Genomic DNA, 24,461 nt, shown 5'->3' with positions numbered 1-24,461 from the left:
GCAACCACAGTAGACCCGTATCGCCAGCGGTCAGACCGCCGCGCTGTCGGATCCGTTACAACCGGGCGTCTGCGGGTGCGCTGGATTGCCCGCAGGGTGACGGTAGCCGCCTTTACTTCGGCTCCGCGTCCCCTCCCGGCTTCTCCTCTGGAGGTATGCGCACCACTCGCCGCGTCTCCGGATCGACCTGCCACCCCGCTGGCCAAACACTATAGTCATCGATGCCGCCGTCGACACGAGCGCCGTTGAAATCCACCCCGCTAACAAGGGTCGCCTCGCTGAACGCGGCACGGCCGGCGAACCTCGCCCAGGCGAACCTGGCGACTTTAGTAAACGTCGCCCCGACGAACCAGGCATGGCTGGTGAAAGTCGTCTTGTCGAATCTGGCGTCGCCGGTGAACCTCGCCCTGGCGAATATGGCGTGGCCGGTGAACCTCGCTGCGGCGAACCAGGCGCGACCTGTGAACGTCACCTCGCCAAACAGGGCGTCGCCGGTGAACCTCGCCCAGAAGAACCTGGCGTCGCCGGTGAACGACGCCCCCTCGAAGCGGGCGTCGTTCAGGTGGCAGTTACTGAAGTCGGCGTCGAGGAGGGTCGCCTCGGTCAGGTCGACGGTAACTCCGTTCCAGTACGTCGGGCTCAGCTTGCGGTCCGCCGTCGTCGGCCGCAGGTGGCGGGCGAGGATGCGCTGGGCGGCCAGCCGTACCTGGCGTTCCTCCCGGGGGTCAGGTTGCGTGTCGGTTTCAGCAGCGCTCCGATCTGCCTGCTCCTCAACCGGTGGCGTGTACGGCATGCGCAGGTAGGCGCAGATGACCTCGACGATGCTTTGCCGGTGCACCGGGTTGTCCTGGGCGAGGCGTTCCAGGGCGTACAGGCCGGCCAGGCGTACCGGTGCCTTGTCGGAGCCGAGTTGTTCGGCGGCCTTGACATACAGCTCGGTGACCCGTTTTTCGCCCGCGTCGTACTCGGTCGCCTGCTGGGTCCGTTCGGTGACCTGCTGGCGGCGTAACGCCAGCAGCAGCGCGGCGGCGGCACCGGCACCCGCGCCGACCGACAAGCCGGTGCGGATCGTCTCCACCCGCAGCTGCGCCTGCTCTAGCGGCGTTCCGACACCGGCCGGGACGGTGGCCTGCAGACCCCACACCGCGGCCCAGGTGATGCCGGCGACGACCAGCGCGCCGGCCACGATCATCCAGGTCGGCAACGGACGCAGTGGACGCTGCGGCGGTACGGGTGCCGCCGACGCCTCGACCGCCGGCCGCGACCGCCGCCACAGCACCCCGCCGACGACCAGGCCGGTCACGCCGGCCACGGCGAGCAGCAGCGCCGGCCAGTGGTCGCCGACCAGCCGACCCAGCGTCGACCACAGCCGACCCGGCAGCAGCAGTACGGCGGCGGCGAGCAGGGCCGCCGCACCCGCCGCTGCCGGCGTCGCCGCCTTCCAATGCTTGATCACCCGAGTGTCCCGCCGTCCGCTGGAAACCATCCGCCGTCGGGAAGCCACAGTAGAGCCGTACCGCCAGCGGTAGCGGTCGTGGTCAGTGGTGCGGGGCGCGTACCAGGTGGCGGGTCGCGGGGTCGACGTGCCAGCCGGCGGGCCATTCGTCGCGGTCCCGGCCCACGCCGACGCCGACGACCGCCCCGTCGAAGCAGGCATCCTTGCCGTACGTCGCCCCGGCAAACCGGGCGATGCCGGCGAACGTGGCCTCGGTGAACCAGGCGTCGACCCCGAACCGGACGTCGGCGAACTGGGCGGTGCCGCTGAACGCCGCCCCGCCGAACAGGGCGTCGCGGGCGAACACGGCACCGGTGAACCGGGCGATGCCGTGGAACGTCGTGTCACCGAAGCCGGCCGTACCGTCGAATGTCGCTCCGGCGAACCCGGCGGTGCCGGCGAAGATCGTGTCGCCGAAGCCGACGGGGCCGCTGAACACGGCCCGGTCGAACTCGGCGGGGCCGGTGAACCGGGTGTCGACGAACCCGGCCGTACCGGCGAAGCTGGCCTCGACGAACCCGGCGGTGCCGGTGAAGGTCGCCTCGTCGAACCGGGCGTCGCCGACGAAACGCGCCCCGCCGAACCGGGCGTCGTGCAGGTGACAGCCGGTGAAGTCGGCGTCGATGACGGTGGCCCCGGTCAGGTCGACGACGACCCCCGCCCAGAATGCCGGATCCGGTGCGTGTTCGGCCGGCCCTGGCCGTAGGTGCCGGGCGAGGATGTGCTGCGCGGCGAGACGCACCCGGCGTTCCTGTGCGGCGTCCGGCCACTGCGCCGGCAACGGCAGCTGCAGGTAGGTGCAGAGCACGTCGGTGACCTGCTGCCGGTCGGCGGCACCGGCCTGACCGAGGCGTTCCAGGGCGTGCAGCCCGGCCAGGCGGACCGGTGCGGTGTCGGCGCCGAGCTGACGTGCGGCCCGCACGTACAGCCCGGTGGCCCGCAGCTCGTCCAGTGCGCTGGCCCGCAGATCCTCCGACGGTGTCACAGCGGGGTGATCACGGTGCGTTCGGCGGCGGCCGGGGACCAGTCGGCCAGCAGCAGGGTGGCGTCGTCACTGGGCGGGCCGCCCCGGAAGTCGGCGACGGCGCGGGCGAGCCGGCGTACCGCCTCGGGTGCCGGCAGCCCGGTGCCGGCCTGGCGTTCGGCGAGGTCGGCCAGGCGACTCAGGCCGAACTCGCCGCCGTCGTCGCTGCCCCGGGCCTCGACCACGCCGTCGGTGAACATCAACAGCTGGTCGCCGGGTTCGAGGTGTTCCTCGCCGACGGCGCGGACCGTACGCCGGATGCCCAGCGGCAGCCGGCGGCCGTCGCGCAGCTCGCGGACCATTTTGCCGCCGCGCAGCAGCATCGGCCTCGGGTGTCCGGCGTTGACGTAGCGCAGCAGCCCGCTGTCCAGGTCGATGTCGACCAGGACCGCGGTGACGAACCGGGCGTCGGTGAACTGGTCCAGCACGGCGGCGTCGGCGGCGTCGGCCTGCGCGGGCAGGTCGTGCCCGGCGCGGCGGGCCGCCCGGATCGCGGCGATCACGGCGCTGCAGGTCAGGCCGGCTTTCATGCTGTGCCCGACGGCGTCGAAGATCGCCAGCTGGGCGTGGTTCCCGTCGATGGCGTAGTCGAAGCCGTCGCCGCCGATGTCGTAGCTGGGCTCCAGGACGGCGCTGACGGTGATCCGGCGGGTGGCGGCGGTCAGGGGCGGCAGCACCGGCGCCATCAGTTCGGCGGCGGCGGTCGATGTCCGGGACCGGCTGACCCGCAGCAGGTGGTCGCCCTTCGGGGCGGTCACGGTGATCAGGTGGCCGATCAGCCCGGCCATGGTTTCGCAGCGGCGTCGGGTGTGCGGGTCGACGGCGTCGTCCGGGTCGTCGAAGACGAAGTCGATGACGCCGAGCCGGTCGGTGCCGTCGATCATCGGAATCCACCAGGCCGGTTCGTTCAGTGCCGGGATCGACTCGACCAGGGTGAAGGCCCGTCCGGCGAGGGACCCTTCGACCGGTTGCGGTTCGGGGTCGGTCCGGCCCGGATGCGGTACGGGACGCAGCGTCTGCTGCTCCTCGTCTGCCAGGTAGATCGTGGTGTGTACGCCGAGACCGGCCATCACCTCGGCGAACTCGGGGGCGAGTTCGTCGGGCTGGAACAGGTGGGAGCGGGTCAGCACGTCGCTGAGCGCGTCGAGCCACTGCCGTTCCAAGGTCCGGTCCATGGCCGTCACCTTACGGCGGCGGCGGTCACCGTCGTGGACCGGTCGCTGGTGCCGGGGCCTGCGGCCGGACGTGCCCGTGGGGTGTGCAGAATGTTGGCACCGACCACGAACGACCGGGGGGCTGGCATGGTTGTCGCAGGACTGGTCTTCGCCGGCGTGGCGGCACTGATCCACGTCTACATCTTCTACCTGGAGTCGGTGGTGTGGACCGGCCGCCGGGCCCGTGCCGTGTTCGGGATCGCCAGCGAGCAGGAGGCCCGGACCACCCAGCCGCTGGCGTTCAACCAGGGCTTCTACAACCTCTTCCTGGCGATCGTGATCGTGCTCGGCGTGGTCGTGCTGACCGCCGGTGCCACCGCTGTCGGCGCGACCCTGGTCTTCACCGGCACCGGGTCGATGGTCGCGGCCAGCCTGGTCCTGGTGATCTCCCGGCCGACGATGGTACGCGGCGCGCTCATCCAGGGGGTGGCGCCGCTGCTCGGCATCGTCGCGCTCGCGGTGGGCCTCGCCAGCTGACCGCCCGCCCGCCTGGGCCGGGCCGAGGGCGGGGCGATGTCGGGTCGCCGACACGGCACACGTCACGGATCCGACACCGTAGCGGTGCGAAATCCGCCGTACCTGGGGATTCTGCCGCCGGATTCGGCGGTGCATGCCCCTCGGGGCAACGGAAATCGTTGGTGATCGTCACGGTCGATGTGACACGGTGTTCCTCGCCCGACACCACAGGGCAACCACACCTGATGGAGGAACCACCTCATGAGCACCAGCAGACGGGCCGTCCTCGGCATGATCGCCACCGCGGCTGTCGCCGGACCCCTGGTGACGTTGCCGGCCGCTCCGGCACTCGCCGCCGACCTGTACGACTCCAACACCGATCTGTACGCCGACCCGAACCTCACCGAAGGCGTCGACTACGCCCGCCGCTACCGGCGGCATCCGTTGCTCGACAACTCCAACCCGACGGCGTTCGCGTTCCCGCGTACCGCGATCATCGCCCCGCACGGCGGCGGCATCGAGGGTGGCACCTCGGAGCTGTGCCTGGCGATCGCCGGCTACCACCCGGCGACCCTGGCGGCGACCCCCGCCGCCGGCCCGACACACGACTACTGGATGTTCGAAGGCATCCGCTCGTCGGGCAACGGCGACCTGCACGTGACCGCCAGCAACTGTGACGACACCCCGGCGTTGTCGGTGGCGGCGAGCGCACTCAACGTCGTCGCCCTGCACGGCTGCACCCCGGGCACCGCCGGGCTGCCGTCGAACGCGCAGGCCGTCGCCGTCGGCGGCCGCAACGCGGCGTTCCGGGCCGCGTTGATCACCGCCTACACGGCGGCCGGGTTCACCGCGTTCGACGCCACCGGCATCCCGGCGATCGCCGGCACCGCCACCGCCAACATCGCCAACCGCACCCTGCTCGGCATGGGCGCCCAGCTGGAGATCACCACCCCGCTGCGGGCGGCGATGTTCGGCACCAACACCGTCGCGCAGCGCCGCAACACCACCAACACGGTGTTCTGGGACTTCGTGGCGGCCACCCGTACGGCGATCGCCACCATCGAGGCGACCCAGCCCATTCCCTGAGCCGCCGCGCCCTCCACGCCCTCCGCGCCCTCCGCACGCCCTCCATGATCGCGACGATCTTGCACTCATCGATGGACAAATCCGACGAATGTTCTCGATCAGTGCAAGATCGTCGCGATCATGGGCCGGGGCGTCGGGGCGCGTCGCAGGGCAGGGAGTCACAGCACCCGGGGCGGGGTGTTGCCGGCGGCGATGATCGCCCGGCGGACCGGCACCGCCGCGAGCAGCAGGAACCCGATCACAAAGAAGATCAACAACGACACCAGACCCACCCGGTACGAGTTCGTCAGCTGGAACACCACACCGAACGCCAACGGCCCCAACCAGCTGGTGCCCTTGTCGCTGATCTCGTAGAAGCCGTAGTACTCGCCTTCCTTCCCGGCCGGAATCATCTGGCTGAACAGCGACCGGCTCAGCGCCTGCGAGCCGCCCAGCACCAGGCCGATCGCCGCCCCCAGCGCCATGAACTGCGCCGGCGCCTCCGCCGGCAACCGGAACGCCGCCAGGATCACCGCCGTCCACAGCACCAGGCTGGCCAGCACCGTCTTCCACGCGCCGATCCGCTTCGCCACCGCCCCCAACGCCAACGCCCCACCGAACGCCAGGAACTGCACCAGCAGGATCGTCACGATCAGCGTCGACTGGTCCAGCCGCAGCTCCTCGGTGCCGTACTGGCTGGCCAACGCGATCACCGTCTGAATGCCGTCGTTGTAGACCAGGAACGCCAGCAGGAAGAACAACGTCAACGGGTACGCCTTCAGCCCCCGCACCGTACGCCCCAGTTGCCGGAACCCGTCGGTGAGCACGTTGCCGCCCGGGTGCGCCTCCAACGCCGGACGTTCCCGCAGCCAGGCCAGCGGCACCAGGGTGAACACCGCCCACCACACCCCGGCCGACACGATCGACCAGCGGGCCAGATCCAGGGTGCGCTGCGGATCACCGTCGACGCTGAACGACTGCACCACCACCAGGTTCGCCGCCAGCAGCAGACCACCACCGAGGTACCCCAACGCCCAGCCCCTGCTGGAGATCCCGTCCCGGTCGTCCGGGCCACCCAGCTGCGGCAGGAACGAGTTGTACACCACCACGCTCGCGCCGAACGTCACGTTGGCCAGGATGAACAGCCCGCCACCGAGCAGATACCGGTCACCCGTCACGAAGATCATCGCGATGGTCGCCGCCGCGCCGAGGAACGCCGTCGCCGCCAGCAGCCGCTTCTTGTGCATCGTCCGGTCGGCGATCGCCCCGGTCACCGGCAACGCCAGCACCGTCAACGCCACCGACAACGACACCAGGTACGGAAAGTACGCCCCCGGCGCCACCTGGATACCCAGCGGATACACGTACCCGGTGCACTCGACGGCGTCGATCGCGCAGCCGGCCGCCTGCTTCGTGACACTGGTCAGGAACGGACCCAGGAACACGGTGATGACGGTCGTGGAGAACGCCGACATCGCCCAGTCGTAGAAGTACCAGCCGGTGCGTTCCCGGCGGGTGCTCGCCGGCGCGGCGCCGGCCGCCGCGGCCGGGGGCGGAACGGACGCGGGCTCGGTGGGGTCGGCCATCGGATCCTTCTACTGGTCAGGTACGGGCGGCACTGTCCACGTCGACCCGCCGGTCCGGCGGCCAGTGGCCACGACGCAGATACACGTCACGCAACACCTCGACGTGATCGGTCATGATGCCATCCACCCCGAGGTCGAGTAACTCGTTCATCTCGGCAGGTTCGTCGATCGTCCAGACATGCACCTGCAACCCCAGCCGGTGGCAGTACGCCACGAACCGGGCGTCGACCACCGGGACCCGGTTGAACCGCACCGGCACCTGCGCGGCCACCACCGACGGCGGAAGCCGCAACCGGCCACCGGTGACCGACGCGATCCGCAGCCGGGTCACCGCCCGCATTCCCAGCGACGTCGCGACCCGGCCCTGCGTCAACGTCCGCAGCCGGTGCAGCCGCCGGTCGGAGAACGACGCCAGCAGCACCCGGTCGGCGGCACCGCACCGCTGAAGCGTCTCCACCGTCGGCCGTACCCCGCCGTCGGCCTTCACGTCGATGTTGAACCGCACCTGCGGCCACGCGTCGAGAACGTCGTCGAGGCGGGGCACCGCCGCCGACCCGCCGACGCGTACCGTCGCCAGGTCCGCCCAGCGCATCTTCGCCACCGCGCCCTTGATCCCGGCCAGCCGGTCCAACGTCGGATCGTGGAACACCACCGCCACACCATCGGCGGTGCCGTGCACGTCGGTCTCCACGTACCGGTAACCCAGCTCGACGGCCCGGGCGAACGCCTCGGCGGTGTTCTCGTCACCCCGGGCCGCCCCGCCCCGGTGCGCGAACGCGATCGGCGTGGGGGAGTCGAGGTAGGCGTAACGGTGCGGCACGCTGCGCAGTATGCCCGCCGCCGGCAACCGGCGGGCGTACGTCAGGTTGCGCCGCGCCGGCAGTAGGGTGCCCCCCATGCGGGCACTGGGCATCGACTTCGGCACCTCGAACACGGTGGCGGTGGTGCGCGGCGGCGACGGACGGACCCGGCCACTGCTGTTCGACGGCGCCCCGCTGCTGCCGTCGGCGGTGTACCGGGAACCCGACGGGCGGCTGCTCGTCGGACACGACGCGCACCGGCGCGCCCGCATCGACCCGGCCGGGTTCGAACCCCACCCGAAACGCCGCGTCGACGACGGCACGGTGCTGCTGCGCGATACCGAGACACCGGTGCCGCAGCTGATCGCCGCCGTGCTGCGCCACGTCGCCGCCGAGGCCCGCCGCCAGCTCGGCGGCCTCGACGAGGTCCGGCTGACCCACCCGGCGAGCTGGGGGCAGCGGCGGCGGGCCGTCCTGGTCCAGGCCGCGTACGCCGCCGGACTGCCGCAACCGACGCTGGTCGCCGAGCCGGTCGCCGCCGCGGCCTACTACACGGCTGTGCTGGGCGCGGCGCTGCCACCCGGTCGGGCGCTGGCCGTCTACGACCTCGGTGGCGGCACCTTCGACGCGGCGGTGGTCCGCCGCGAACCGACCGGATTCGACGCCGCCGGCTTCGTCGTCCTCGCCGAGCAGGGCCTGACCGAGGTCGGTGGTCTCGAGTTCGACCAGGCGCTGGTGGAACACCTGGGCCGCGCCTACTCACCGAACCGCACCGTCATGTGGAACGGACTGGTCGCCCCGGCCGACACCGGGTCGCGGCGGGCCCGCGCCCTGCTCTACGACGACGTCCGCGCCGCCAAGGAGACCCTGTCGCGCACCGCCAGCGCCGACGTGCACCTGCCGGCGTTGGACGTGGCCGCCCATCTGACCCGCGACGAGTTGGAGTCGCTGATCCACGGCCACCTGGCCCGGACCGTGGACTGCCTGGCGCAGACCGTCACCGCCGCCGGTCTGACCCCCGCCGACCTGGTCGGGGTGTTTCTCGTCGGCGGCTCCAGCCGGATCCCGCTCGCGGCGCGGCTGATCCACACCCGGCTGGGTGTGGCACCGACGACCCTGGAGCAGCCGGAGACCGTCGTCGCCGACGGCGTACTGCGGATGGCCGGCGCCGCGCGGACCGCGCCCCCCGGCCCACCCGCGCCGGCGCCGAGGTCGCCCGCCGTGCCGTCGCCGGTGCCGTACCTGTCCTCACCGGCAGGGCCGTATCCGGTGCCGGCCGCGGCGGCGACGCCGGCCCGCCCGTGGTACGACGAACACGGCCCGGTCCTGGTGGCCATCCTGGCGGCTCTGGTCCTCCTCGCCGCCGTGGTCCTGGTGGCGCTGCTGCTGAGCTGACGCGAACGCCGGTCACGGCCGGTCACGGCCGCGACCGGCGGCGGCGGTCCGGTACAGTGCGCCCGGTGCAGACCCAGACTCTGACGGCAGCTGGCCGTCTGGTCCGTGTGCTCGCCACCGTTGCCGCGTTCACACTGCTGCTGGCCGGCACACTCTGGGGCACCGACGACCACTTCCCGTTCGGGCCGTTCAGCATGTACGCGGGGATCAACGGCCCGAACGACCCGGCCCCCGACACCCGGGTGGAAGGTGTCGACGCCACCGGCCGGACCCTGGTCCTGACCGAACGCAACGCCGGGGTCCGCCGCGCCGAGGTCGAAGGACTCGAATCGGCGTACGTCGACGATCCGGGCCGGCTCGAACTGATCGCCGACAGCTACGCACGGATGAACCCCGACGCGCCACCGCTGGTACGGGTCAGCGTGGTCGTGCGGCTGCACGAGATCCGCAACAGTGCGCTGACCGGCGACTGGCACGACGAGACCCGCGCCGTCTGGGAGCGGCCGTGACCCGCCGCTGGTTGTTCGCACCGGTCCCACTGGGCCGGGTCGCCGCGCTGCGGACCGTCGCCTACCTGTTCATCGTGTTCGACCTGCTGGTCTACTCGTCGTGGGTACGGACCCGTGGGGACGTGCCGGCCGAACTGTACGAGCCCCTGGCGTTCGCCCGGTTCCTGCACCTGCCGGCCCCGACCGGTGTCGTCGTCGACCTCATCTGGTGGGCGCTGCTGCTGCTGGCGCCGCTGGCGGCGACGGGCCGGTACCCGCGGGCGCTCGGCTGGTCGGTGTTCGCGTTCTACTTCGCGTGGATGGTCGTGGCGATGAGCTACGGCAAGGTCGACCACGACCGGTTCGCGTTCCTCGTCGCGCTCGCCGTCCTGCCCACGGTGGGCGCGGCCCGCCACGGCGAACGCCGGCGCAGCGAGGCCGCCGGCTGGTCGTTGCGGGTCATCCAACTCGCCGTGGTCTGCACCTACTTCTTCTCCGCGTACGCGAAGATCCGCTTCGGTGGCTGGGGCTGGCTGACCGGCAGCGTCCTGGCCCGTGCGTTCCTGCGTCGCGGCACCGAGTTCGCCGACCTGATCGCCGCCGTGCCGTACCTGCTGATCGTCGCCCAGATCGGCATCGTCGCCTTCGAGGCGCTCAGCCCGCTGGTGTTCGTGACCCGGGGCCGACTGCGGTACGCCGTCATCGGCTTCTTCTACTCGTTCCACCTGCTGTCGTTCGCGACGATCGCCATCTCGTTCGCCCCGCACCTGGTGGCGATGGGCGCGTTCCTGCCGTTGGAGAGAATCCGGCCACTGGTGTGGGTACGCAGTCGCGTCGACCGACGCCGGTCGACCGGCCGCGAGGACGGCCCTGCCGGACCCGGCCACGGCGGCGGTGATCCCGGCGGATCTGGCGGGGGCCCGCCGCCGACGGTGCGTGATCGGACACAACCGGTGGCACCGGCCGCCGCCGACGCGGGACAATGATCACGTGACCGGCACCGGAGAACCCCGAGGCACGTTCGTCTACGACGGCGACTGCGCGTTCTGCACCATGTGCGTGCGGTTCATCGAGCGGCGGGTGCCGCACAAGGCGACCCTCGTACCGTGGCAGTGGGCCGACCTGCCGGCGCTCGGCCTCACCCGGGAGCAGGGCACGACGGCCGTGCAGTGGGTGCCCGCCGGCACCACCGGCGCGGCCGGTGCCGGGCCGGTGGCGATCGCCGCGCTGCTGCGTACCAGCAACCCGCTGTGGCGGGCCGCCGGCACGGTCCTCGGTCTGCGCCCGGTCACCGCCCTGGCCTGGCCGGTGTACCGCTGGGTGGCCGCGAACCGCCACCGGCTGCCGGGCGGCACCGCCGCCTGCGCCGTACCGCGCCCCCCGGCGGCGTCGGCCGGCTGAAACCGGCTCGCACGTCGCGGCATCACCGCCGCGTGGGTCGCGTCGGGCAGCCGTCCGGCGGTCAGCCGCCGGACCAGAACCGGGCCAAGGTGCTGGTCGCCGGATCGTCGGAGGCGATCAGCGTCGCCCACTGCCGCGTACCGTCGTCGTTGTCGGCCAGGCCGGCGTAGCCGGCCACGTCCGCCGGGTCGACCGGGTCGTCGCTCGGACCTGCGGCGTCGCCGACGGACCCGCCGCCGATCAGCTCGGGGTCCGCCCACGGCCAGCCGTCGACCGGGGTCGGCACCCCGGACGGGTCCAACGGCGGGGGGAACGCCGCCGCCGGCCACTCGTCGACACCGGCCGGAGCGTCCGGGTCGGCCCCGGGCGGCGGGTCGGCCGGGCCGAACCCGGTCTCGGCCGCCGGCGCGGCACCGAAACCCGCCTCCGCCGGCGCCGTGTCGGCGTCGTCGCCACCAACTGGGTCGGGCTCGGACAGGTCGCCGCCGTAGCTCAACGCACCCGCACCCCCGCCGCTGTCACCGTCGTCGCTGTCGTCGCCGAACGGCACGTCGTCGGCGGCACCGAACCCCGACACCGCGTCGGCAGGGCCGAACCCTTCCTGCGGCAGCGGACCGTCGTCGACGCCGCCACCCAGATCGGCGGTGTCGGCGTCGTCACCCGGGAAGTCGTCACCGGGCCAGTCACCGAACTCGCTGTTCACCGCGCCACCGCCTCCGCCGCCGGGGCCGCCGGCGCCAACACCCGGGCCCGGGCCAGCACCTCGTCGACCTGCTTCACCCGGGCCCGGATCGTGTCCCGCCGGGCCTGCAACGCCGAGCGCCGCCGCGCCCGCTGCGCCTTGTCCCGCGCCACCGCCGCGTCGATCTCGGCGATGTGCGCGTCCAACTCGGCCAGCCGCCGCTCGATCGCGTCGTCCAACGCCACCGTCAACGCGTACTGCAGGTCGGTGAACCGCTGCGCCAACTCGTCGGTCAACGCCGCCCGCGCCTCACCGAGAACCTCCCGCAGCCACAGCCGGGCCTGCTGCCGGTCGGTGGCGACCCGCCGCCGGTACAGAATGAACGCCCCGGCGGCCAACCCCAGCCCGAGACCGGCGACCGGCACCAGCAGCCCACCACCGACCACCGCGCCGGCACCCAACGCCGACGCGCCCGCCGCGACCCCCCGCCCGGCCATGAACGCCATCCCACCGGCCGACAACGCGACCATCACGTTGTCGGCGCCGCCGCCGTCACGACGCGGCCGGGTCGCCAACGCGTGCCGCAACGTGGCGTTGATCCGCGCCACCACGAACTGCAACTCGGCCGGCGTGAACACCTGCGCCAGGGTGCGTTCGGCGACCGTACGGAACCGGGCCTGCAACTCGTGGGAGAACCGCAGCGACACCGCGTGCAACGCCCGGTCCAGCTCGGCCGGCAACTGCTTCAACGACTCACCCCGGGCCGCGTCGATCCGGGCCAGGAACTGCTCCTGCAGCCCGCCGACCGCCGTACGCAGCCGACCGGTGGCCTCCACCCGGGCCCGCTGCGTCTCGGTGTTCAACGCCAACGACCACTGCCGCGTCTCGGTCCGTTTCCGGGCCGCCAACCCGGCCCGTTCCTGCTTGGCCCGCTGCACCTCACCCGGGTCCGGGTCACACGCGGCGATCTGCTGCCCGACCGTCAGGTCCAGCCGCACCAGCTCGCTGCGGATCGTCCGCAGCAGGTTCGCCTGCGCCAACAGATGGCCGTTGCCGGCGAGTTCGATCAGCGCGTGCTGCAGCGGCGCCACCTGGGAGGCGTCGACCAGTTCACCGGCGTCGGCCGCCGGCAGGGTCAACGCCAGCTCGGCCAGCCGCGCCGACACCGGGAACCACGCGGCGGCCGCGAACCGGGGCGCGTGCGCCTGCAGCTGGGCCCGGTTGTCGGCCAGGATGGTGCGCCACCCCGGGTACGCGTCGGTCTTCGTCAACGCGAACACCACCACGTTGACCCGTTTACTGGCCTCGATCAGGAAATCCAGCTCGGGTCGGGTGAACGGGGTCGAGGCGTCCACCACGAACAGCAGCGCCGCCGCCCGCGACACCGCGTCCACCGCGATCTCGGTGTGCACCGGGTCCAGCCCACCCGCGCCCGGGGTGTCCACCAGCGACACGTACCGCAGCAGCGGCGCCGGGCAGGTCACCGCGATCCGCCTCGGCGGACGCGCCCCCTGCGGCAGCACCCCCGACACCGTGGCCCAGTCCCGCAGCCGGTCCACCGGCACGTCCACCGCCTCGGCCTCACCCGGCACGAACGCCCGCGCCGCCGTCACCGGCCCGTGGTCGAACTCCAGGTACGCCGACGTCGCCACCGCCGCGTCCACCGGCGACAACCCGGTCACCCCGATCAACGCGTTCACCAGGGAACTCTTGCCCCGTTTGGTTTCCCCGACGACCACCACCGACGGCCGGGTCACCTCACGGCGCCGCTGGGCGTCGATCTCCGCCGCCGCGTCCGGGTCCAGGCCGCGCACGAACCCCAGACACGTGTCGACCGCCCCGGTCAGCAAGGTGCCCAACGCCGCCGACCCGGCCGCGCCGCTCACCGGCGCACCGCCCGTACCTGCTGCGACAGCAGATGGAATCCCCGGTGGGCCACCAACGCCACCCGCGACTGTGCCGGCGACGCCCCGGCGACGGCGAACACCCGCCACCGGGTGGCCGCCTCCACCGCCGCCGCCGCCAACTGCTCCACCGACGCCGCCGGCAGGTCCAGCACCCACCGCGGATCCGCCGACAACGCCAACCGGGTCAGCTCCTGCTCCATCGCCTCCGGCAGCTCCACACTGCCCGTGGTCACCTGCTGCGCCACCTCCAGCAGTCGCAGCCGGTGGTACTCCGGCTGGTGCAGCAGCCGCTCGATGGCGTCGCGCAGCGTCTCCCGGTCACCCGGGTGTGCCGTGTGACTGGCCACCTTCTCCAGCGTCGACAACGCCCACCCGGCCTTGATCGCGTCGGTCCGCCACCGGAACACCTCGTCGACGGTGTGCCGCAGCCGGGGAAACCCCGACGCCGCGTACAACGCCCGCACCAGGTCCCCGGACGCCAACTGCGGCGCCGCCCGCAGCTGCGCCACCGCGAACCCGATCCCGTACAGGTCCAGCAGTCCCAGCAGCCGTTCCCGCTGCGCCCGCGGCACCGGACAGTCCCGGGACACGAACAGGTCCACCGACGCGGTCAGCACCGTCCACTGCGCCGTCGGCACCTGCGCCAACGTCCGCAGCGCCTCACAGTCGGCCGCCGTCAACCGGCCCGCCTCGGTCGTCTCCGCCAGCAACCCGACCGCCGGCACCACGTCCGACACGATCCGACGCAGCACCCGCGTCTGGTCGGCGGCCAGCGGCGCCGCCACCGGCCACGGATCGGCCCCACCGGCGACCAGCTTGTCGACCTTGTTGAACAACCCGACCGAGTTGATCGGGCTGCTCGACAACCGTGCCGACGCCGCCCGGAACGCCTCCAACGCCCGTACGTCGTCGTCTCGCACCGACTGGGTGAACACGTACACGATCGCCTCGGCACCGGAGACCGCCCCGACGGAGTCGTCGTCGATCCCGGCGTCGAACGGCGCCGTCGCCTCACCTGCGTCCGGGGAGGCCGCGCCGTCGCCGGCGAACAGGTACCGCCGCGCCGCGTCACTGACGCCGGTGCTGGCCGACGACAACCCCGGCGTGTCGATCACCGTCAACTCCCGCAGATGGTCACTGGTCAAGGTGACGTCGACGAACGCGATCCGCGCCGTCGGCACCCCCAGCCGCTGCGGGATCATCCCCGTCGGATCCAACGGCAGACTGACCCGTACGCCGTCGCGGCGCACCACGTCCACCCGGTCGGCGGTGCCGTACCGGAACTGGGTGACCACCCGGGTGCACTCACCGACCTCCGTCGGCGCCACCCGCCGCCCGATCAACGCGTTGACCAGCGTCGACTTGCCCGCCTTGAGCCGTCCGGCGATCGCCACCCGCAGCGGCTCGTCCAACCGTCGCCGGACCCGCGCCACCTCACCGCCGGTCGGCGCGCCCACCCGGGGACCCACCTCGTCACACAACGCCGCGACCCGGCTGCTCAACGGCCCCGCACCCACGGATTGGTCACCGCCCCGCAGGGTCGGCGACAATGACAGACGCCCGACGGTGGTACACGCTCATCTCGCTGGTCGTCCTCCCGGCAGCACGGCACGCGGTGGTGCGCCCACCACCGACATCCACAGTACGAATATCCTCTCCGGCGCAGGATCCCATGTTCGTGCCACCTTCGCCCGGAGAGGGCCACGAGCCGGAAGCGGGGGAGGACGGGTGCGGCAACCAGCCGACGGCGCTCACGCCACCGACGTGGTGGCGGCCACCGCCGCCCGGCTCACCCGCCCCGGCCTCGTCGTCATCACCGGCGTCCCCGGCAGCGGCCGCACCACCACGCTGCGCCGCGTCGCCACGGCGTCGCCCGGCCCGGTCCATTCCGGTGGCGCCCTCACCGCGCTGCGCCACGTCCCCGCGTTCCCCCTCAGCCACGCCCTACGGGTCCGGCTACCCACCCACGACGTGGCGCTGCTCGCCGAGGCGGTCCGGTCCCGGGTACGCCACGGCCTGCTCGTCCTCGACGACCTGCAGTGGGCCGACCCGGTCACCGTCGCCGCCCTGCCCGCCGTGGCCCGCCACTGCCGGGTCGTCGTCGCCCTGCGTACCCCGCACCCGCTGCCCGCCGCCGCCGTCGACCGGCTGCGCGGCGACGACAGCCACTGGCTGGCGCTGCCACCTCTGGACCCGACCGCCACCGCCGACCTGATCCGCCGTACCGCTCCCGGCCTGGACCCGGCGACCGTCGCCGACCTGGCCCGACGTGCCGGCGGCAACCCGCTCGCCGCCACCGCCCTGGCCCGCCACCGCGCCGCCCGCGCCACCGCGCCACCACCCGACGCCACCGACCTCGACCAGGTCAGTTACGCCGTCGCCGCCGCCCTGGCCGACCTGACCCGGCCGGCCCGCACCGCCCTGGCCGCCCTCGGCCTGCTCGGCCGGGCGGCACCCGCCGCTGCCCTCGGTGAGGGCGTCACCGAACTCGCCGCCGCCGGGCTGGCCGCTGTCGCCGCCGGTCTGGTCAGCCCGGTCTCGCCGTACCAGGCCGACGTCGCCGCCGGCCTGCTCGACACCGCCAGCCGCCGCGCCCTGCACCGGCGCCTCGCCGACCTGGTCACCGATCCGATGGAGGCCGCCCGGCACCTCGCCGCCGCCGGCGACACCGACGGCGCCTACCGGCGGGCCCTGACCGCCGCCGCCGACGCCACCACCGGCGGCGCCCGCGCCGACGCGCTGCTGTTCGCCTGCGACCAGCCATCCGCCACCAACGCCGTGCGTCTCGACGCGGCCCGAGCGGCCCTGGCCACCGGCCGGCCCCGCCACGCCCTGACCCTGCTCGCCGCCGCCGGCGACACCGGCGAAGCCGCCGCCCTGCGCGCCGAGGCGCTGCTGCAGGCCGGGGACCTCGCCGCCGCCCGTGCCACCGCCGCCGCCCTGACCGCCGGCGTCCCCGGCCACGCGGCCGCCATGTCGCCGCTGGCCGCCACCGCCGACCGGGTGCTGCTGCTGGCCGATCTCGCCGTCGACCCGGCGGCGGCGACCCGCCGCGCCGCCGCCGTCACCGCCCGCCACGGTGTCACGCCGACCCATGTCGGCCTGCGCGCGGCGCTGGCCGCCGTCGCCGCCGCCGACCGCACCCCCGGCTGGGAACCCCGGCTCGCCGGCACCGCCGCCGCCGCGGCCGCCGCCGGCGACCTGCTGACCGCCAGGTGGAGTGCCTGGCAGCTGGTCGAGACCCTCACCGGCGACGGCCGGCTCACCGAGGCCGCGCACGCCGCCACCGCCGCAGCGAGCGCCTGCGCAGCCGACCTCGCCTACAGCTGGCAGACGCGGTTCCTCGCCGCCCGGCTGTGGTGCCTGGCCCTGCGCGGTGACCCGCCGACAGGGGAGCAGCCGACAGGGGAGCAGCCGGCCCGCGACCAGCCCGGCCAGGACCGGCCCACCCCGGTCGGCGAGGAACCGCCCGCACCCGTCGGCGCCGACGCACTGCCGACCGCCACCGACGCGCTGCTGCGCGCCGCCACCGACCTCACCGACCGCACCCTGCCCGCCGCCGCCCACGGCTACGCCACCGCCACGGCGGGCCTGCTCGAAGCCGACGGCGGACTGCTCGCCGCCGCCCGGGCCCGGCTCGCCGCCGCCACCGCGACCACACCACCACCGGGCCTGCTGGACTGGGTCGCCCGGGAAGCGGCCTGGCTCGACGGCCAACCCGACAAGGCCACCGCGCCCACCGGTGTCGCCGCGTCGCCAGCCGTGCCGCCGCTGATCGACGGCCTGCGGCGGATCACCGCCCACTGGGCCGCCCACGACACCTCCACGGTGACTTCACCACTGCCGGCCACGCTGGCACCCTCGCTGCCGGCGCCGGCGGCGACGACCCTCGCCGCCTGGTCGGCGGCCGACCCCCGCCGGTTCGGCGACGCCGCCGCCGCCTGGCCCGACGTCAGCGTCCGCGAACAGGTCCGGTGCCTGCTCGCCCAAGGCCTGCACGAACCCGACCCGCGTCGCGCGGTGCCCGCGCTGCTCGCCGCGGAACGCATCGCCGCGCAGGCCGGCCTGGTCGTGCTGCTGGGCCGCTGCCGCCGCGCGCTGCGCCGGCACGCGGTACGCCGCGACGACCGGGGCACCCGTGACGGTGACCTGCTCACCGGCCGGGAACGTGACGTGCTGCGGCTGGTCGCCCAGGGCGAGCCGACCCGGCGCATCGCCGGCCAGCTCGGCATCTCCACCGAAACCGTGGAAACCCACGTCCGGGCCGGGATGCGTAAACTCGGTGCCCGCACCCGCACCGAAGCAGCCGCCCTGGCCATGGAGACCGACCGATGAGCGCACCGCCGCGCTACGTCCTGTCCAGCTCCACCGAGGCGAACGCCGTTCTGCGGCGGCTCGCCCGCGACGGCTGGACCATCCGGGAAGGCTTCGCGTTGACCGAGGCCACCTGGGACCTGACCGCCGCCCGACTGGCCCTGCACGGCCGGGTCACCGACGCCGACACCGTCGCCCTGGTGGCGCTGGCCGCCGCCCGGGGTGCCGCCGTCGTCGCGGTGGTCGACCCGACCGGCGACGTCGGTCGGGCCCTGGTCGACGACCTCGGCCGGCTCGGTCCGGTGCTGCGCCACGGTGACGTCGACCCGCCGGGGTCGCCGATCGACACCGTCCTGGTGCCGGAGCAGCGGGCCCTGCTCGACCGGCTCGCCAACGGCGAGACGATCGCCGCGGCGGCGGCCGCCGAGTTCCTGTCGTTGCGGACCGCCAACCGCCGCATCGCGCAGGCCCGCGCGGCGTTCGGGGTCCGCACCACCCGCGAGGCCGTCCTGGCCTACCTGCGGCAACGCTCCCGGTGACCTGCGGCAACGTAACCGGCGGCGCTGCGTCCTGCGGGTACGGCGGTCGTCAGCCGCCGTCTGATGCCGGACCGGTTGCCGTGGCGTCGTCCGCCGCGTCGACCCGGCCCCGGCGGTGTCGCCGGGTCACGTCGACCGGCCGGGTCACGTCGACGTGCCGGGGTGCCTGCGGTTCGTCCGGGCGCAACGCCGCCAGCTCGTCGGTGAGGGCGTCGATGATCCGTTGCGTCGCGCGTTGCGCGGCCCCCGGCCGCGCCGGGTCGACGCCGGACAGGTCCACCGGGGCGCCGAAGTGGACCCGGACCACCGGGCGGCGCAGCACCGCGCGGAGCACCGCGCGGCCCAGCCCACGTGGTGCCGCCCACGGCAGCACCTCGTGGGCTCCCCACTGGGCCACGGGCACCACCACCGCGCCGCTGGCCAGCGCGAGCCGCGCGGTACCGGTCCGGCCCCGTTCTGGCCACATCCACGGGTCGAGACCGATGCGCCCCTCCGGGTAGACCAGGACCACCGCGCCGCCGGCCACCGCGGCCACGGCGACGTCGAGCGCCTGGGCGACGGTGTCGGTACGCCGGTCGACCCGGATGTGCCCGGCGCGGCGCATCACCGGGCCGACCACCGGGGCCCGGAACAGACCGCCGGTGGCGAGCACCCGCGGTGCGACCCGCCGCACCCGGCAGGCGGCGGCGAGCGCGACCGGGTCGAACGGGCTGATGTGGTTGGCGGCCAGGATCAGCGGTCCGTGCCGCAGCGCGTCCGGTACGTCGCCGGTGACCCGCAGCCGGGCGAGCAGCCCGACCACGACCCGGGCGGCGATCTGCAGCAGCCGCCACAGCAGCGGCGGCCGCCACCGCGCGGGGGCAGGGTGAGTGGGGGTGTCCATCAGCGGTCGATCGTCGCACAGGCCGGCCCGCCCCGGGCGCCCCGTGCCGACGGTCCCGCCCCGGTGGGGACCGATGGCCCGGGCCTGTCGGGACCACCGCCCCTGGCCTGTTCCACGACAAGTTGTAGTATGTACTACGACTTGTAGTAACTAGATGGGGGAGCCGTGGACGCGCTCGACATAGCCCGCTGGCAGTTCGGTGTCACCACCGTCTACCACTTCCTGTTCGTCCCACTCACCATCGGCCTCAGCCTGCTCGTCGCCATCCTGCAGACCGCCTGGCACCGCACCGGCGACGACCGCTACCTCAAACTCACCAAGTTCTACGGAAAACTGTTCCTCATCAACTTCGCCATGGGCATCGTCACCGGCATCGTGCAGGAATTCCAGTTCGGCATGAACTGGAGCGACTACTCCCGGTTCGTCGGCGACATCTTCGGCGTACCCCTGGCCATCGAAGCCCTGCTCGCCTTCTTCCTCGAATCCACCTTCCTCGGACTGTGGATCTTCGGCTGGAACCGGCTACCCAAAGCCCTGCACCTGGCCACCATCTGGCTCGCCTCGTTCGGCAGCATCATCAGCGCCTGGTTCATCCTCGCCGCCAACTCCTGGATGCAGAACCCCGTCGGCTACCGCATCAACCCCGACACCGGCCGTGCCGAACTCACCGACTTCATCGCCGTACTCACCAACAAGGTCACCCTCATCACCTTCCCGCACACCCTCGCCGGCTGCTTCATGGTCGCCGGCGCCCTCGTCCTGGCCGTCGCCCTCTGGCACCTCATCCGCCACCCCGACGGCCCCGACACCCCCGCCTTCCGCACCGCCACCAAGATCGGCGCCTGGACCACCCTGGCCGCCACCGCCGCCGTCATCATCACCGGCGACATCCAAGGCAAGATCATGACCCAGGTCCAGCCCATGAAGATGGCCGCCGCCGAAGGCCTCTACACCACCGAAAGCCCCGCCTCCTTCTCCGTCGTCACCATCGGCACCCTCGACGGCAGCCGCGAAATCTGGGCCCTCAAGATCCCGTACCTGCTGTCCTGGCTGTCCACCGGCGACCCCACCGGCCAAGTCCAAGGCATCACCGACCTGCAGGCCCAGTACGCCGCCCAGTACGGCCCCGGCAGCTACACCCCGATCATCCCCGTCACCTACTGGAGCTTCCGCTTCATGATCGGATTCGGCCTCGCCACCGCCGCCATCGCCCTCTGGGCCCTGTGGACCACCCGACGCGGCCGCACCCCCACCGGCCGCTGGCTGCTGCGCGCCGGCCTCACCCTGCCCGTCCTGCCACTGCTGGCCAACACCTTCGGCTGGATCTTCACCGAAATGGGCCGCCAACCCTGGATCGTCTTCGGCGAAATGCTCACCCGCGACGGCGTCAGCCGCAGCGTCTCCCTCACCGAAGTCCTCACCTCTTTCACCGCCTTCACCCTCATCTACGCCGCCCTCGCCGTCATCGAGGTCAAGCTCCTCATCCGCTACGCCCGAAACGGACTACCCGACCTCACCGACCCACCACCACCGGACGACACCGACGACGACACCACCCTCGACCGGCCCCTCGCCGCCACCCACTGACCACCCCGGAGACCCCTCGTGGAACTCACCACCGTCTGGTTCGGGCTCATCGCCGTACTCTTCACCGGATACTTCATCCTCGAAGGCTTCGACTTCGGCGTCGGCATCCTCGCCCGCCTCATCGGCCGCACCGAACCCGAACGACGCGCCGCCATCACCACCATCGGCCCCGTCTGGGACGGCAACGAGGTCTGGCTCATCACCGCCGGCGGCGCCATGTTCGCCGCCTTCCCCGAGTGGTACGCCACCCTGTTCTCCGGTTTCTACCTTCCGCTGCTACTCATCCTCATCGCCCTCATCCTGCGCGGCGTCGCCTTCGAATACCGCGACAAACGCGACGAACCCCACTGGCGTCGCCGCTGGGACAACGCCATCTTCGCCGGCTCCGCCATCCCCGCCGCGCTCTGGGGCGTCGCCTTCGCCAACATCGTCGCCGGCGTACCCCTGGACGCCGACCACGAATACACCGGCACCCTGCTCACCCTGCTCAACCCGTACGCCCTGCTCGGCGGCGCCACCACCACCGCCCTGTTCATCACCCACGGCGCCGTCTTCCTCGCCCTCAAGACCACCGGCGACCTGCGCCACCGCGCCCGCCGCGTCGCCACCTGGACCGGCCTGGCCGCCGCCGCTCTCGCCGTCGGATTCCTCACCTGGACCCTCACCATCCGCGCCAACCCCGCCGCCATCGCCCTCGCCGTCACCGCCGCACTCGCCCTCGTCGCCGGGCTGGCCGCCAACCAGGTACGCCGCGAAGGCTGGGCCTTCACCGGCACCGCCACCGCCATCGGCCTGGCCGTCGCCGCCCTGTTCACCACCCTGTTCCCGACCGTCCTACCCTCCACCGGCGACCCCGCCGGCACCCTCACCACCACCAACGCCGCCTCCACCACCTACACCCTCACGATCATGACCTGGGTCGCCGCCGCACTCACCCCCGTCGTCCTGCTCTACCAGGGCTGGACCTACTGGGTCTTCCGCCACCGCGTGCACGTCACCGACCAACCCAGCCACTGACCCACCGGCCCCCCACACGACGGTGCCCCCGGCGCGACCAGCACCGGGGGCACCACCACACCCCACCGTCAACCCACCTCCGGCAACTCCGCCAACCGCGCCTCCACCTCCGCCAACTCCGCCCGCAACTTCTCCGCCTGCCGCTGCGCCTCGGCCCGCTCCGACGCCAGAATCTGCTCCACCGCCTCATGCACCCCCGGCACATCCACCAACGCCACCATCTTCAACGCCTCCGCCGGCCGGATCACGTACGGCTTCGCCAACGCCTTCGCCCCCTGCGCCGCCGCCACCGTCCACTCACCGTCGGCATACGCCAACGTCACCGTCAACCCCGCCGGCGCCTTCGGCTTCACCACCTTCGCCGCCCGCCGCGCCGGCCGCTGCGCACCCTCATCCACCGTGGCCTCCTCCTCCACCTGCTCCCGCCGCGCCGGCACCACCACCGGCGGCTCACCCAACTTGAACTCCGGCTCCGGCACCACCCGCACCGGGTCGACCACCGGCTCCGCCGCCGGCCGCCGCGCACCCGCACCCCGCGGCGCCACCACCAGATCAGCGGGGGAGAACGGCAACTCGTCCCGACCGAACCGCACCACCACCCACTCGTCGGACACCGCCGGATCCGCCAGGCCCACCACCTGACCCACCTGCCCGGCGATCTGCCCCGCCGACTCGGTGAACATCACCTTCGGCTTACGCCCAGCGGCCACCGCCTCCCGGATCACCCCCAACTCCTCGTCCGACAACCCACCCGCACCAGCGCCCGCGGCAACCATCAGCACCCTTTCCGTCCGTACACCTGTTTGAGTGCTGCCTTCCTACCAGCCCCCGCCGACACCGTCGACCGCACCCCACCGCTCACCGCGACCCGGCATCACCCGACCACAACCGGCCCACCCGGCCGGCCACCGCCAACCCCTGCCGCCACCCCGCCCGCGCCGCACCCGGCCGCCGCGCCGGATCCAGCAGCCGCCGCCCGATCGCCCGCCGGGCCGCCCGGTCCGGCGACACCACCACCACCTGCCCCGACAACCCCGCCACCTGCCGCGCCACCGGCGCCAACCAGCCCACCCCCCACCTGATCGGCGCCAACACCACCACCGACGCGCACCCCGCCGCCAGATCCGCGTTCGCCGCCGACCGCATCCCACCGTCGATCAGCCGCCGCCCACCGACCACCACCGGCGGCCACACCCCCGGCACCGCGCAACTCGCCGACACCGCGTCCACCAGATCCACCCCCGGCTGCGACCCGTCGAACACCACCAGCTCACCCGTTTCGGCGTCCACCGCCGTCACCCACAACGCCAGCTCCGGCCACGACCACACCGGCAACGCCTCCTCGAACACCGGCCGCCGCGACACCGGCGACCCCGCCGCGTACGCCACCGCGTACCGGCCGATCCGCGCCCGCGCCCGTCGCCCGTCGCGGCTGCACACCGCCGACCACAGCAGACACGACACCGCACCCGCACCCATCCGATCCGTCGACGGCTCACCGGCCACCAACTGCCCCGCGTACAGCCGCCGCAGATCCGCCCCCGAGCGCAACTGCGCACCCACCACCGCGCCCGCCGACGTGCCGACCACCAGATCCGCCGCGCCCAGCTCCACCCCGGCCCGCGCCAACCCGGCCAACACCCCGATCTGCCAGGCCACCCCGGTCACCCCGCCGCTGCCCAGCACCACCGCACGCCTAACCGCCATACCTGTCCTATTGCCCCGCCTCGGCGGCGGTAACGTCACCGCCAGCGACACCGCAGGGGAGAGGGGAGACACCATGGCACCGGTCACCGTGGTCACCGGCGGCAGCCGGGGGATCGGCGCGGCCACCGTACGCCGCCTCGCCGCCGCCGGACACGACCTCGTCATCGGCTACCGGCGCGACGCCGACGCCGCCCACGCGGTCCGCGACGACGTGCGGGCGGCGGGCCGTACCGCGATCAGCGTCGCCGTCGACACCACCGACCCGGCGGGCGTCGCCGCGCTGTTCGACGCCGCCGCCGACCTCGGCACGCTCACCGGTCTGGTCAACAACGCCGGCGTCACCAGCCGGATCGGACCCTTCGTCGACCTGACCGTCGACGACCTGCGCCGCGTCGTGGACGTCAACCTCATCGGGTACGTCCTCTGCGCCCAGCAGGCCGCCCGCCGGATGGGCGCCGGCGGTGCCATCGTCAACGTCTCGTCCGCCGCCGCCACCCTCGGCAGCCCCGGCGAGTACGTCCACTACGCCGCCGTCAAGGCCGCCACCGACACTCTCACGATCGGCCTGGCCAAGGAGCTCGGCCCCCGGGGCATCCGGGTCAACGGCGTCGCTCCCGGCACCGTCCACACCGACATCCACGCCCTGTCCGGTGAGCCGAACCGTCCGGACCGGGTCGCGCCGATGGTGCCGCTGCGTCGGGCCGGGCAACCGCAGGAGATCGCCGGCGCCGTCGCCTGGCTGCTCAGCGACGAGGCGTCCTACACCACCGGGGCGGTGATCCGGGTCGCCGGCGGTCTGTGACCTGGCCGGCGGACCGGCCTGCCACGGCTCACGGTCGACCCGCGAACCGGGCCAGCTGCGTCAGGGACACCGGCACCGGATCGTCCGGCAGCGGCGTCG

22 protein-coding genes are annotated in these 24,461 nt (G+C 73.3%); 11 read left to right on the top strand and 11 right to left on the bottom strand.

What is annotated here, in order from left to right; genetic code table 11:
- Positions 1–112: 112 nt before the first annotated feature.
- The 3 genes from O7623_RS04570 to O7623_RS04560 all read right to left on the bottom strand — a co-directional run bounded on the left by O7623_RS04570 (position 113) and on the right by O7623_RS04560 (position 3,694).
- Positions 113–1,456: a pentapeptide repeat-containing protein gene (locus tag O7623_RS04570; RefSeq protein WP_282227339.1), complete on the bottom strand. Its 1,344-nt coding sequence runs from the start codon at positions 1,454–1,456 to the stop codon at positions 113–115.
- 82 nt (positions 1,457–1,538) lie between these two features.
- Complete coding sequence (locus O7623_RS04565) at positions 1,539–2,480, bottom strand: pentapeptide repeat-containing protein (RefSeq protein WP_282227338.1); 942 nt, start codon at positions 2,478–2,480, stop codon at positions 1,539–1,541.
- Positions 2,477–3,694, bottom strand: a complete 1,218-nt coding sequence (locus O7623_RS04560; protein WP_282227337.1) for a PP2C family protein-serine/threonine phosphatase — start codon at positions 3,692–3,694, stop codon at positions 2,477–2,479. Before O7623_RS04560 ends, O7623_RS04565 begins: the two co-directional genes overlap by 4 nt.
- Positions 3,695–3,820: 126 nt before the next feature.
- Between O7623_RS04560 and O7623_RS04555 the strand changes: the two genes are divergently transcribed.
- Together O7623_RS04555 and O7623_RS04550 are read left to right on the top strand one after the other, a co-directional pair.
- Positions 3,821–4,210: a DUF1304 domain-containing protein gene (locus O7623_RS04555; RefSeq protein ID WP_282227336.1), complete on the top strand. Its 390-nt coding sequence runs from the start codon at positions 3,821–3,823 to the stop codon at positions 4,208–4,210.
- 240 nt (positions 4,211–4,450) lie between these two features.
- Positions 4,451–5,275 carry a poly-gamma-glutamate hydrolase family protein gene (locus O7623_RS04550; RefSeq protein WP_282227335.1) on the top strand — a complete coding sequence of 275 codons (825 nt, stop codon included), beginning with the start codon at positions 4,451–4,453 and terminating at the stop codon, positions 5,273–5,275.
- Positions 5,276–5,433: 158 nt separating this feature from the next.
- Here the strand turns inward: O7623_RS04550 and O7623_RS04545 are convergent, their stop codons facing one another.
- Entirely contained in the window at positions 5,434–6,840 is a 1,407-nt protein-coding gene (locus O7623_RS04545; RefSeq protein WP_282227334.1) for an MFS transporter, read from the bottom strand.
- Between the two features lie 16 nt (positions 6,841–6,856).
- Positions 6,857–7,660, bottom strand: coding sequence for a glycerophosphodiester phosphodiesterase (locus tag O7623_RS04540; protein WP_282229306.1), 804 nt, complete (start codon positions 7,658–7,660; stop codon positions 6,857–6,859).
- Positions 7,661–7,736: 76 nt separating this feature from the next.
- Here O7623_RS04540 and O7623_RS04535 point away from each other — a divergent pair, with 76 nt between their 5' ends.
- The 4 genes from O7623_RS04535 (at position 7,737) to O7623_RS04520 (ending at position 10,924) form a co-directional block, all read left to right on the top strand.
- On the top strand, positions 7,737–9,035 hold the full coding sequence (locus tag O7623_RS04535) for an Hsp70 family protein (RefSeq protein ID WP_282227333.1): 1,299 nt from the start codon (positions 7,737–7,739) through the stop codon (positions 9,033–9,035).
- A 65-nt stretch (positions 9,036–9,100) separates the two neighbouring features.
- On the top strand, positions 9,101–9,544 hold the full coding sequence (locus tag O7623_RS04530; protein WP_282227332.1) for a hypothetical protein: 444 nt from the start codon (positions 9,101–9,103) through the stop codon (positions 9,542–9,544).
- Positions 9,541–10,509 carry an MFS transporter permease gene (locus tag O7623_RS04525; RefSeq protein WP_282227331.1) on the top strand — a complete coding sequence of 323 codons (969 nt, stop codon included), beginning with the start codon at positions 9,541–9,543 and terminating at the stop codon, positions 10,507–10,509. Before O7623_RS04530 ends, O7623_RS04525 begins: the two co-directional genes overlap by 4 nt.
- A 4-nt stretch (positions 10,510–10,513) precedes the next feature.
- Positions 10,514–10,924, top strand: coding sequence for a DCC1-like thiol-disulfide oxidoreductase family protein (locus O7623_RS04520; RefSeq protein ID WP_282227330.1), 411 nt, complete (start codon positions 10,514–10,516; stop codon positions 10,922–10,924).
- A 61-nt stretch (positions 10,925–10,985) separates the two neighbouring features.
- Here O7623_RS04520 and O7623_RS04515 read toward each other — a convergent pair whose 3' ends face one another.
- The 3 genes from O7623_RS04515 to O7623_RS04505 are packed head-to-tail and all read right to left on the bottom strand — an operon-like array spanning position 10,986 to position 15,015.
- A complete protein-coding gene (locus O7623_RS04515) occupies positions 10,986–11,627 on the bottom strand; it encodes a hypothetical protein (RefSeq protein ID WP_282227329.1) in 642 nt (213 codons plus the stop codon).
- Entirely contained in the window at positions 11,624–13,492 is a 1,869-nt protein-coding gene (locus tag O7623_RS04510; protein WP_282227328.1) for a dynamin family protein, read from the bottom strand. Before O7623_RS04510 ends, O7623_RS04515 begins: the two co-directional genes overlap by 4 nt.
- Entirely contained in the window at positions 13,489–15,015 is a 1,527-nt protein-coding gene (locus O7623_RS04505) for a dynamin family protein (protein WP_282227327.1), read from the bottom strand. Before O7623_RS04505 ends, O7623_RS04510 begins: the two co-directional genes overlap by 4 nt.
- Positions 15,016–15,241: 226 nt before the next feature.
- Here O7623_RS04505 and O7623_RS04500 point away from each other — a divergent pair, with 226 nt between their 5' ends.
- Positions 15,242–17,848, top strand: coding sequence for a LuxR C-terminal-related transcriptional regulator (locus tag O7623_RS04500; protein ID WP_282227326.1), 2,607 nt, complete (start codon positions 15,242–15,244; stop codon positions 17,846–17,848).
- Positions 17,845–18,366 (top strand): LuxR family transcriptional regulator, encoded by a 522-nt coding sequence (locus O7623_RS04495; RefSeq protein ID WP_282227325.1) that lies wholly within the window; start codon positions 17,845–17,847, stop codon positions 18,364–18,366. The genes O7623_RS04500 and O7623_RS04495 overlap by 4 nt, the downstream gene beginning before the upstream one ends.
- A 49-nt stretch (positions 18,367–18,415) precedes the next feature.
- Here the strand turns inward: O7623_RS04495 and O7623_RS04490 are convergent, their stop codons facing one another.
- The gene (locus tag O7623_RS04490; RefSeq protein WP_282227324.1) at positions 18,416–19,249 is read right to left on the bottom strand and encodes a lysophospholipid acyltransferase family protein; all 834 of its coding nucleotides are present in this window, start codon (positions 19,247–19,249) and stop codon (positions 18,416–18,418) included.
- Positions 19,250–19,414: 165 nt separating this feature from the next.
- On the opposite strand from O7623_RS04490, the gene O7623_RS04485 reads away from it, so the two are divergent.
- Complete coding sequence (locus O7623_RS04485) at positions 19,415–20,836, top strand: cytochrome ubiquinol oxidase subunit I (RefSeq protein WP_282227323.1); 1,422 nt, start codon at positions 19,415–19,417, stop codon at positions 20,834–20,836.
- Positions 20,837–20,854: 18 nt separating this feature from the next.
- Positions 20,855–21,853 (top strand): cytochrome d ubiquinol oxidase subunit II, encoded by a 999-nt coding sequence (gene cydB, locus O7623_RS04480; protein WP_282227322.1) that lies wholly within the window; start codon positions 20,855–20,857, stop codon positions 21,851–21,853.
- Between the two features lie 68 nt (positions 21,854–21,921).
- Here cydB and O7623_RS04475 read toward each other — a convergent pair whose 3' ends face one another.
- Together O7623_RS04475 and O7623_RS04470 are read right to left on the bottom strand one after the other, a co-directional pair.
- Positions 21,922–22,629 carry a hypothetical protein gene (locus O7623_RS04475; protein WP_282229305.1) on the bottom strand — a complete coding sequence of 236 codons (708 nt, stop codon included), beginning with the start codon at positions 22,627–22,629 and terminating at the stop codon, positions 21,922–21,924.
- An 82-nt stretch (positions 22,630–22,711) separates the two neighbouring features.
- Positions 22,712–23,560, bottom strand: coding sequence for a patatin-like phospholipase family protein (locus O7623_RS04470; protein ID WP_282227321.1), 849 nt, complete (start codon positions 23,558–23,560; stop codon positions 22,712–22,714).
- 73 nt (positions 23,561–23,633) lie between these two features.
- Between O7623_RS04470 and O7623_RS04465 the strand changes: the two genes are divergently transcribed.
- Positions 23,634–24,362, top strand: coding sequence for an SDR family oxidoreductase (locus tag O7623_RS04465; protein ID WP_282227320.1), 729 nt, complete (start codon positions 23,634–23,636; stop codon positions 24,360–24,362).
- The last annotated feature ends 99 nt before the right edge of the window (positions 24,363–24,461 follow it).

The organism is Solwaraspora sp. WMMD791, from assembly GCF_029581195.1.
In the GTDB taxonomy this organism is placed as follows: domain Bacteria; phylum Actinomycetota; class Actinomycetes; order Mycobacteriales; family Micromonosporaceae; genus Micromonospora_E.
Note: the sequence above shows the minus strand (reverse complement) of the source record. Positions and strands in the feature narration are given on the sequence as shown.

Bases quoted from the DNA above. Each gene is read 5' to 3' on its own strand.
- O7623_RS04560 (WP_282227337.1), bottom strand. From the start codon at position 3,694: ATGGACCGGACCTTGGAACGGCAGTGGCTCGACGCGCTCAGCGACGTG.
- O7623_RS04555 (WP_282227336.1), top strand. From the start codon at position 3,821: ATGGTTGTCGCAGGACTGGTCTTCGCCGGCGTGGCGGCACTGATCCAC.
- O7623_RS04550 (WP_282227335.1), top strand. From the start codon at position 4,451: ATGAGCACCAGCAGACGGGCCGTCCTCGGCATGATCGCCACCGCGGCT.
- O7623_RS04545 (WP_282227334.1), bottom strand. From the start codon at position 6,840: ATGGCCGACCCCACCGAGCCCGCGTCCGTTCCGCCCCCGGCCGCGGCG.
- O7623_RS04535 (WP_282227333.1), top strand. From the start codon at position 7,737: ATGCGGGCACTGGGCATCGACTTCGGCACCTCGAACACGGTGGCGGTG.
- O7623_RS04495 (WP_282227325.1), top strand. From the start codon at position 17,845: ATGAGCGCACCGCCGCGCTACGTCCTGTCCAGCTCCACCGAGGCGAAC.
- O7623_RS04490 (WP_282227324.1), bottom strand. From the start codon at position 19,249: ATGGACACCCCCACTCACCCTGCCCCCGCGCGGTGGCGGCCGCCGCTG.
- O7623_RS04475 (WP_282229305.1), bottom strand. From the start codon at position 22,629: ATGGTTGCCGCGGGCGCTGGTGCGGGTGGGTTGTCGGACGAGGAGTTG.
- O7623_RS04470 (WP_282227321.1), bottom strand. From the start codon at position 23,560: ATGGCGGTTAGGCGTGCGGTGGTGCTGGGCAGCGGCGGGGTGACCGGG.
- O7623_RS04465 (WP_282227320.1), top strand. From the start codon at position 23,634: ATGGCACCGGTCACCGTGGTCACCGGCGGCAGCCGGGGGATCGGCGCG.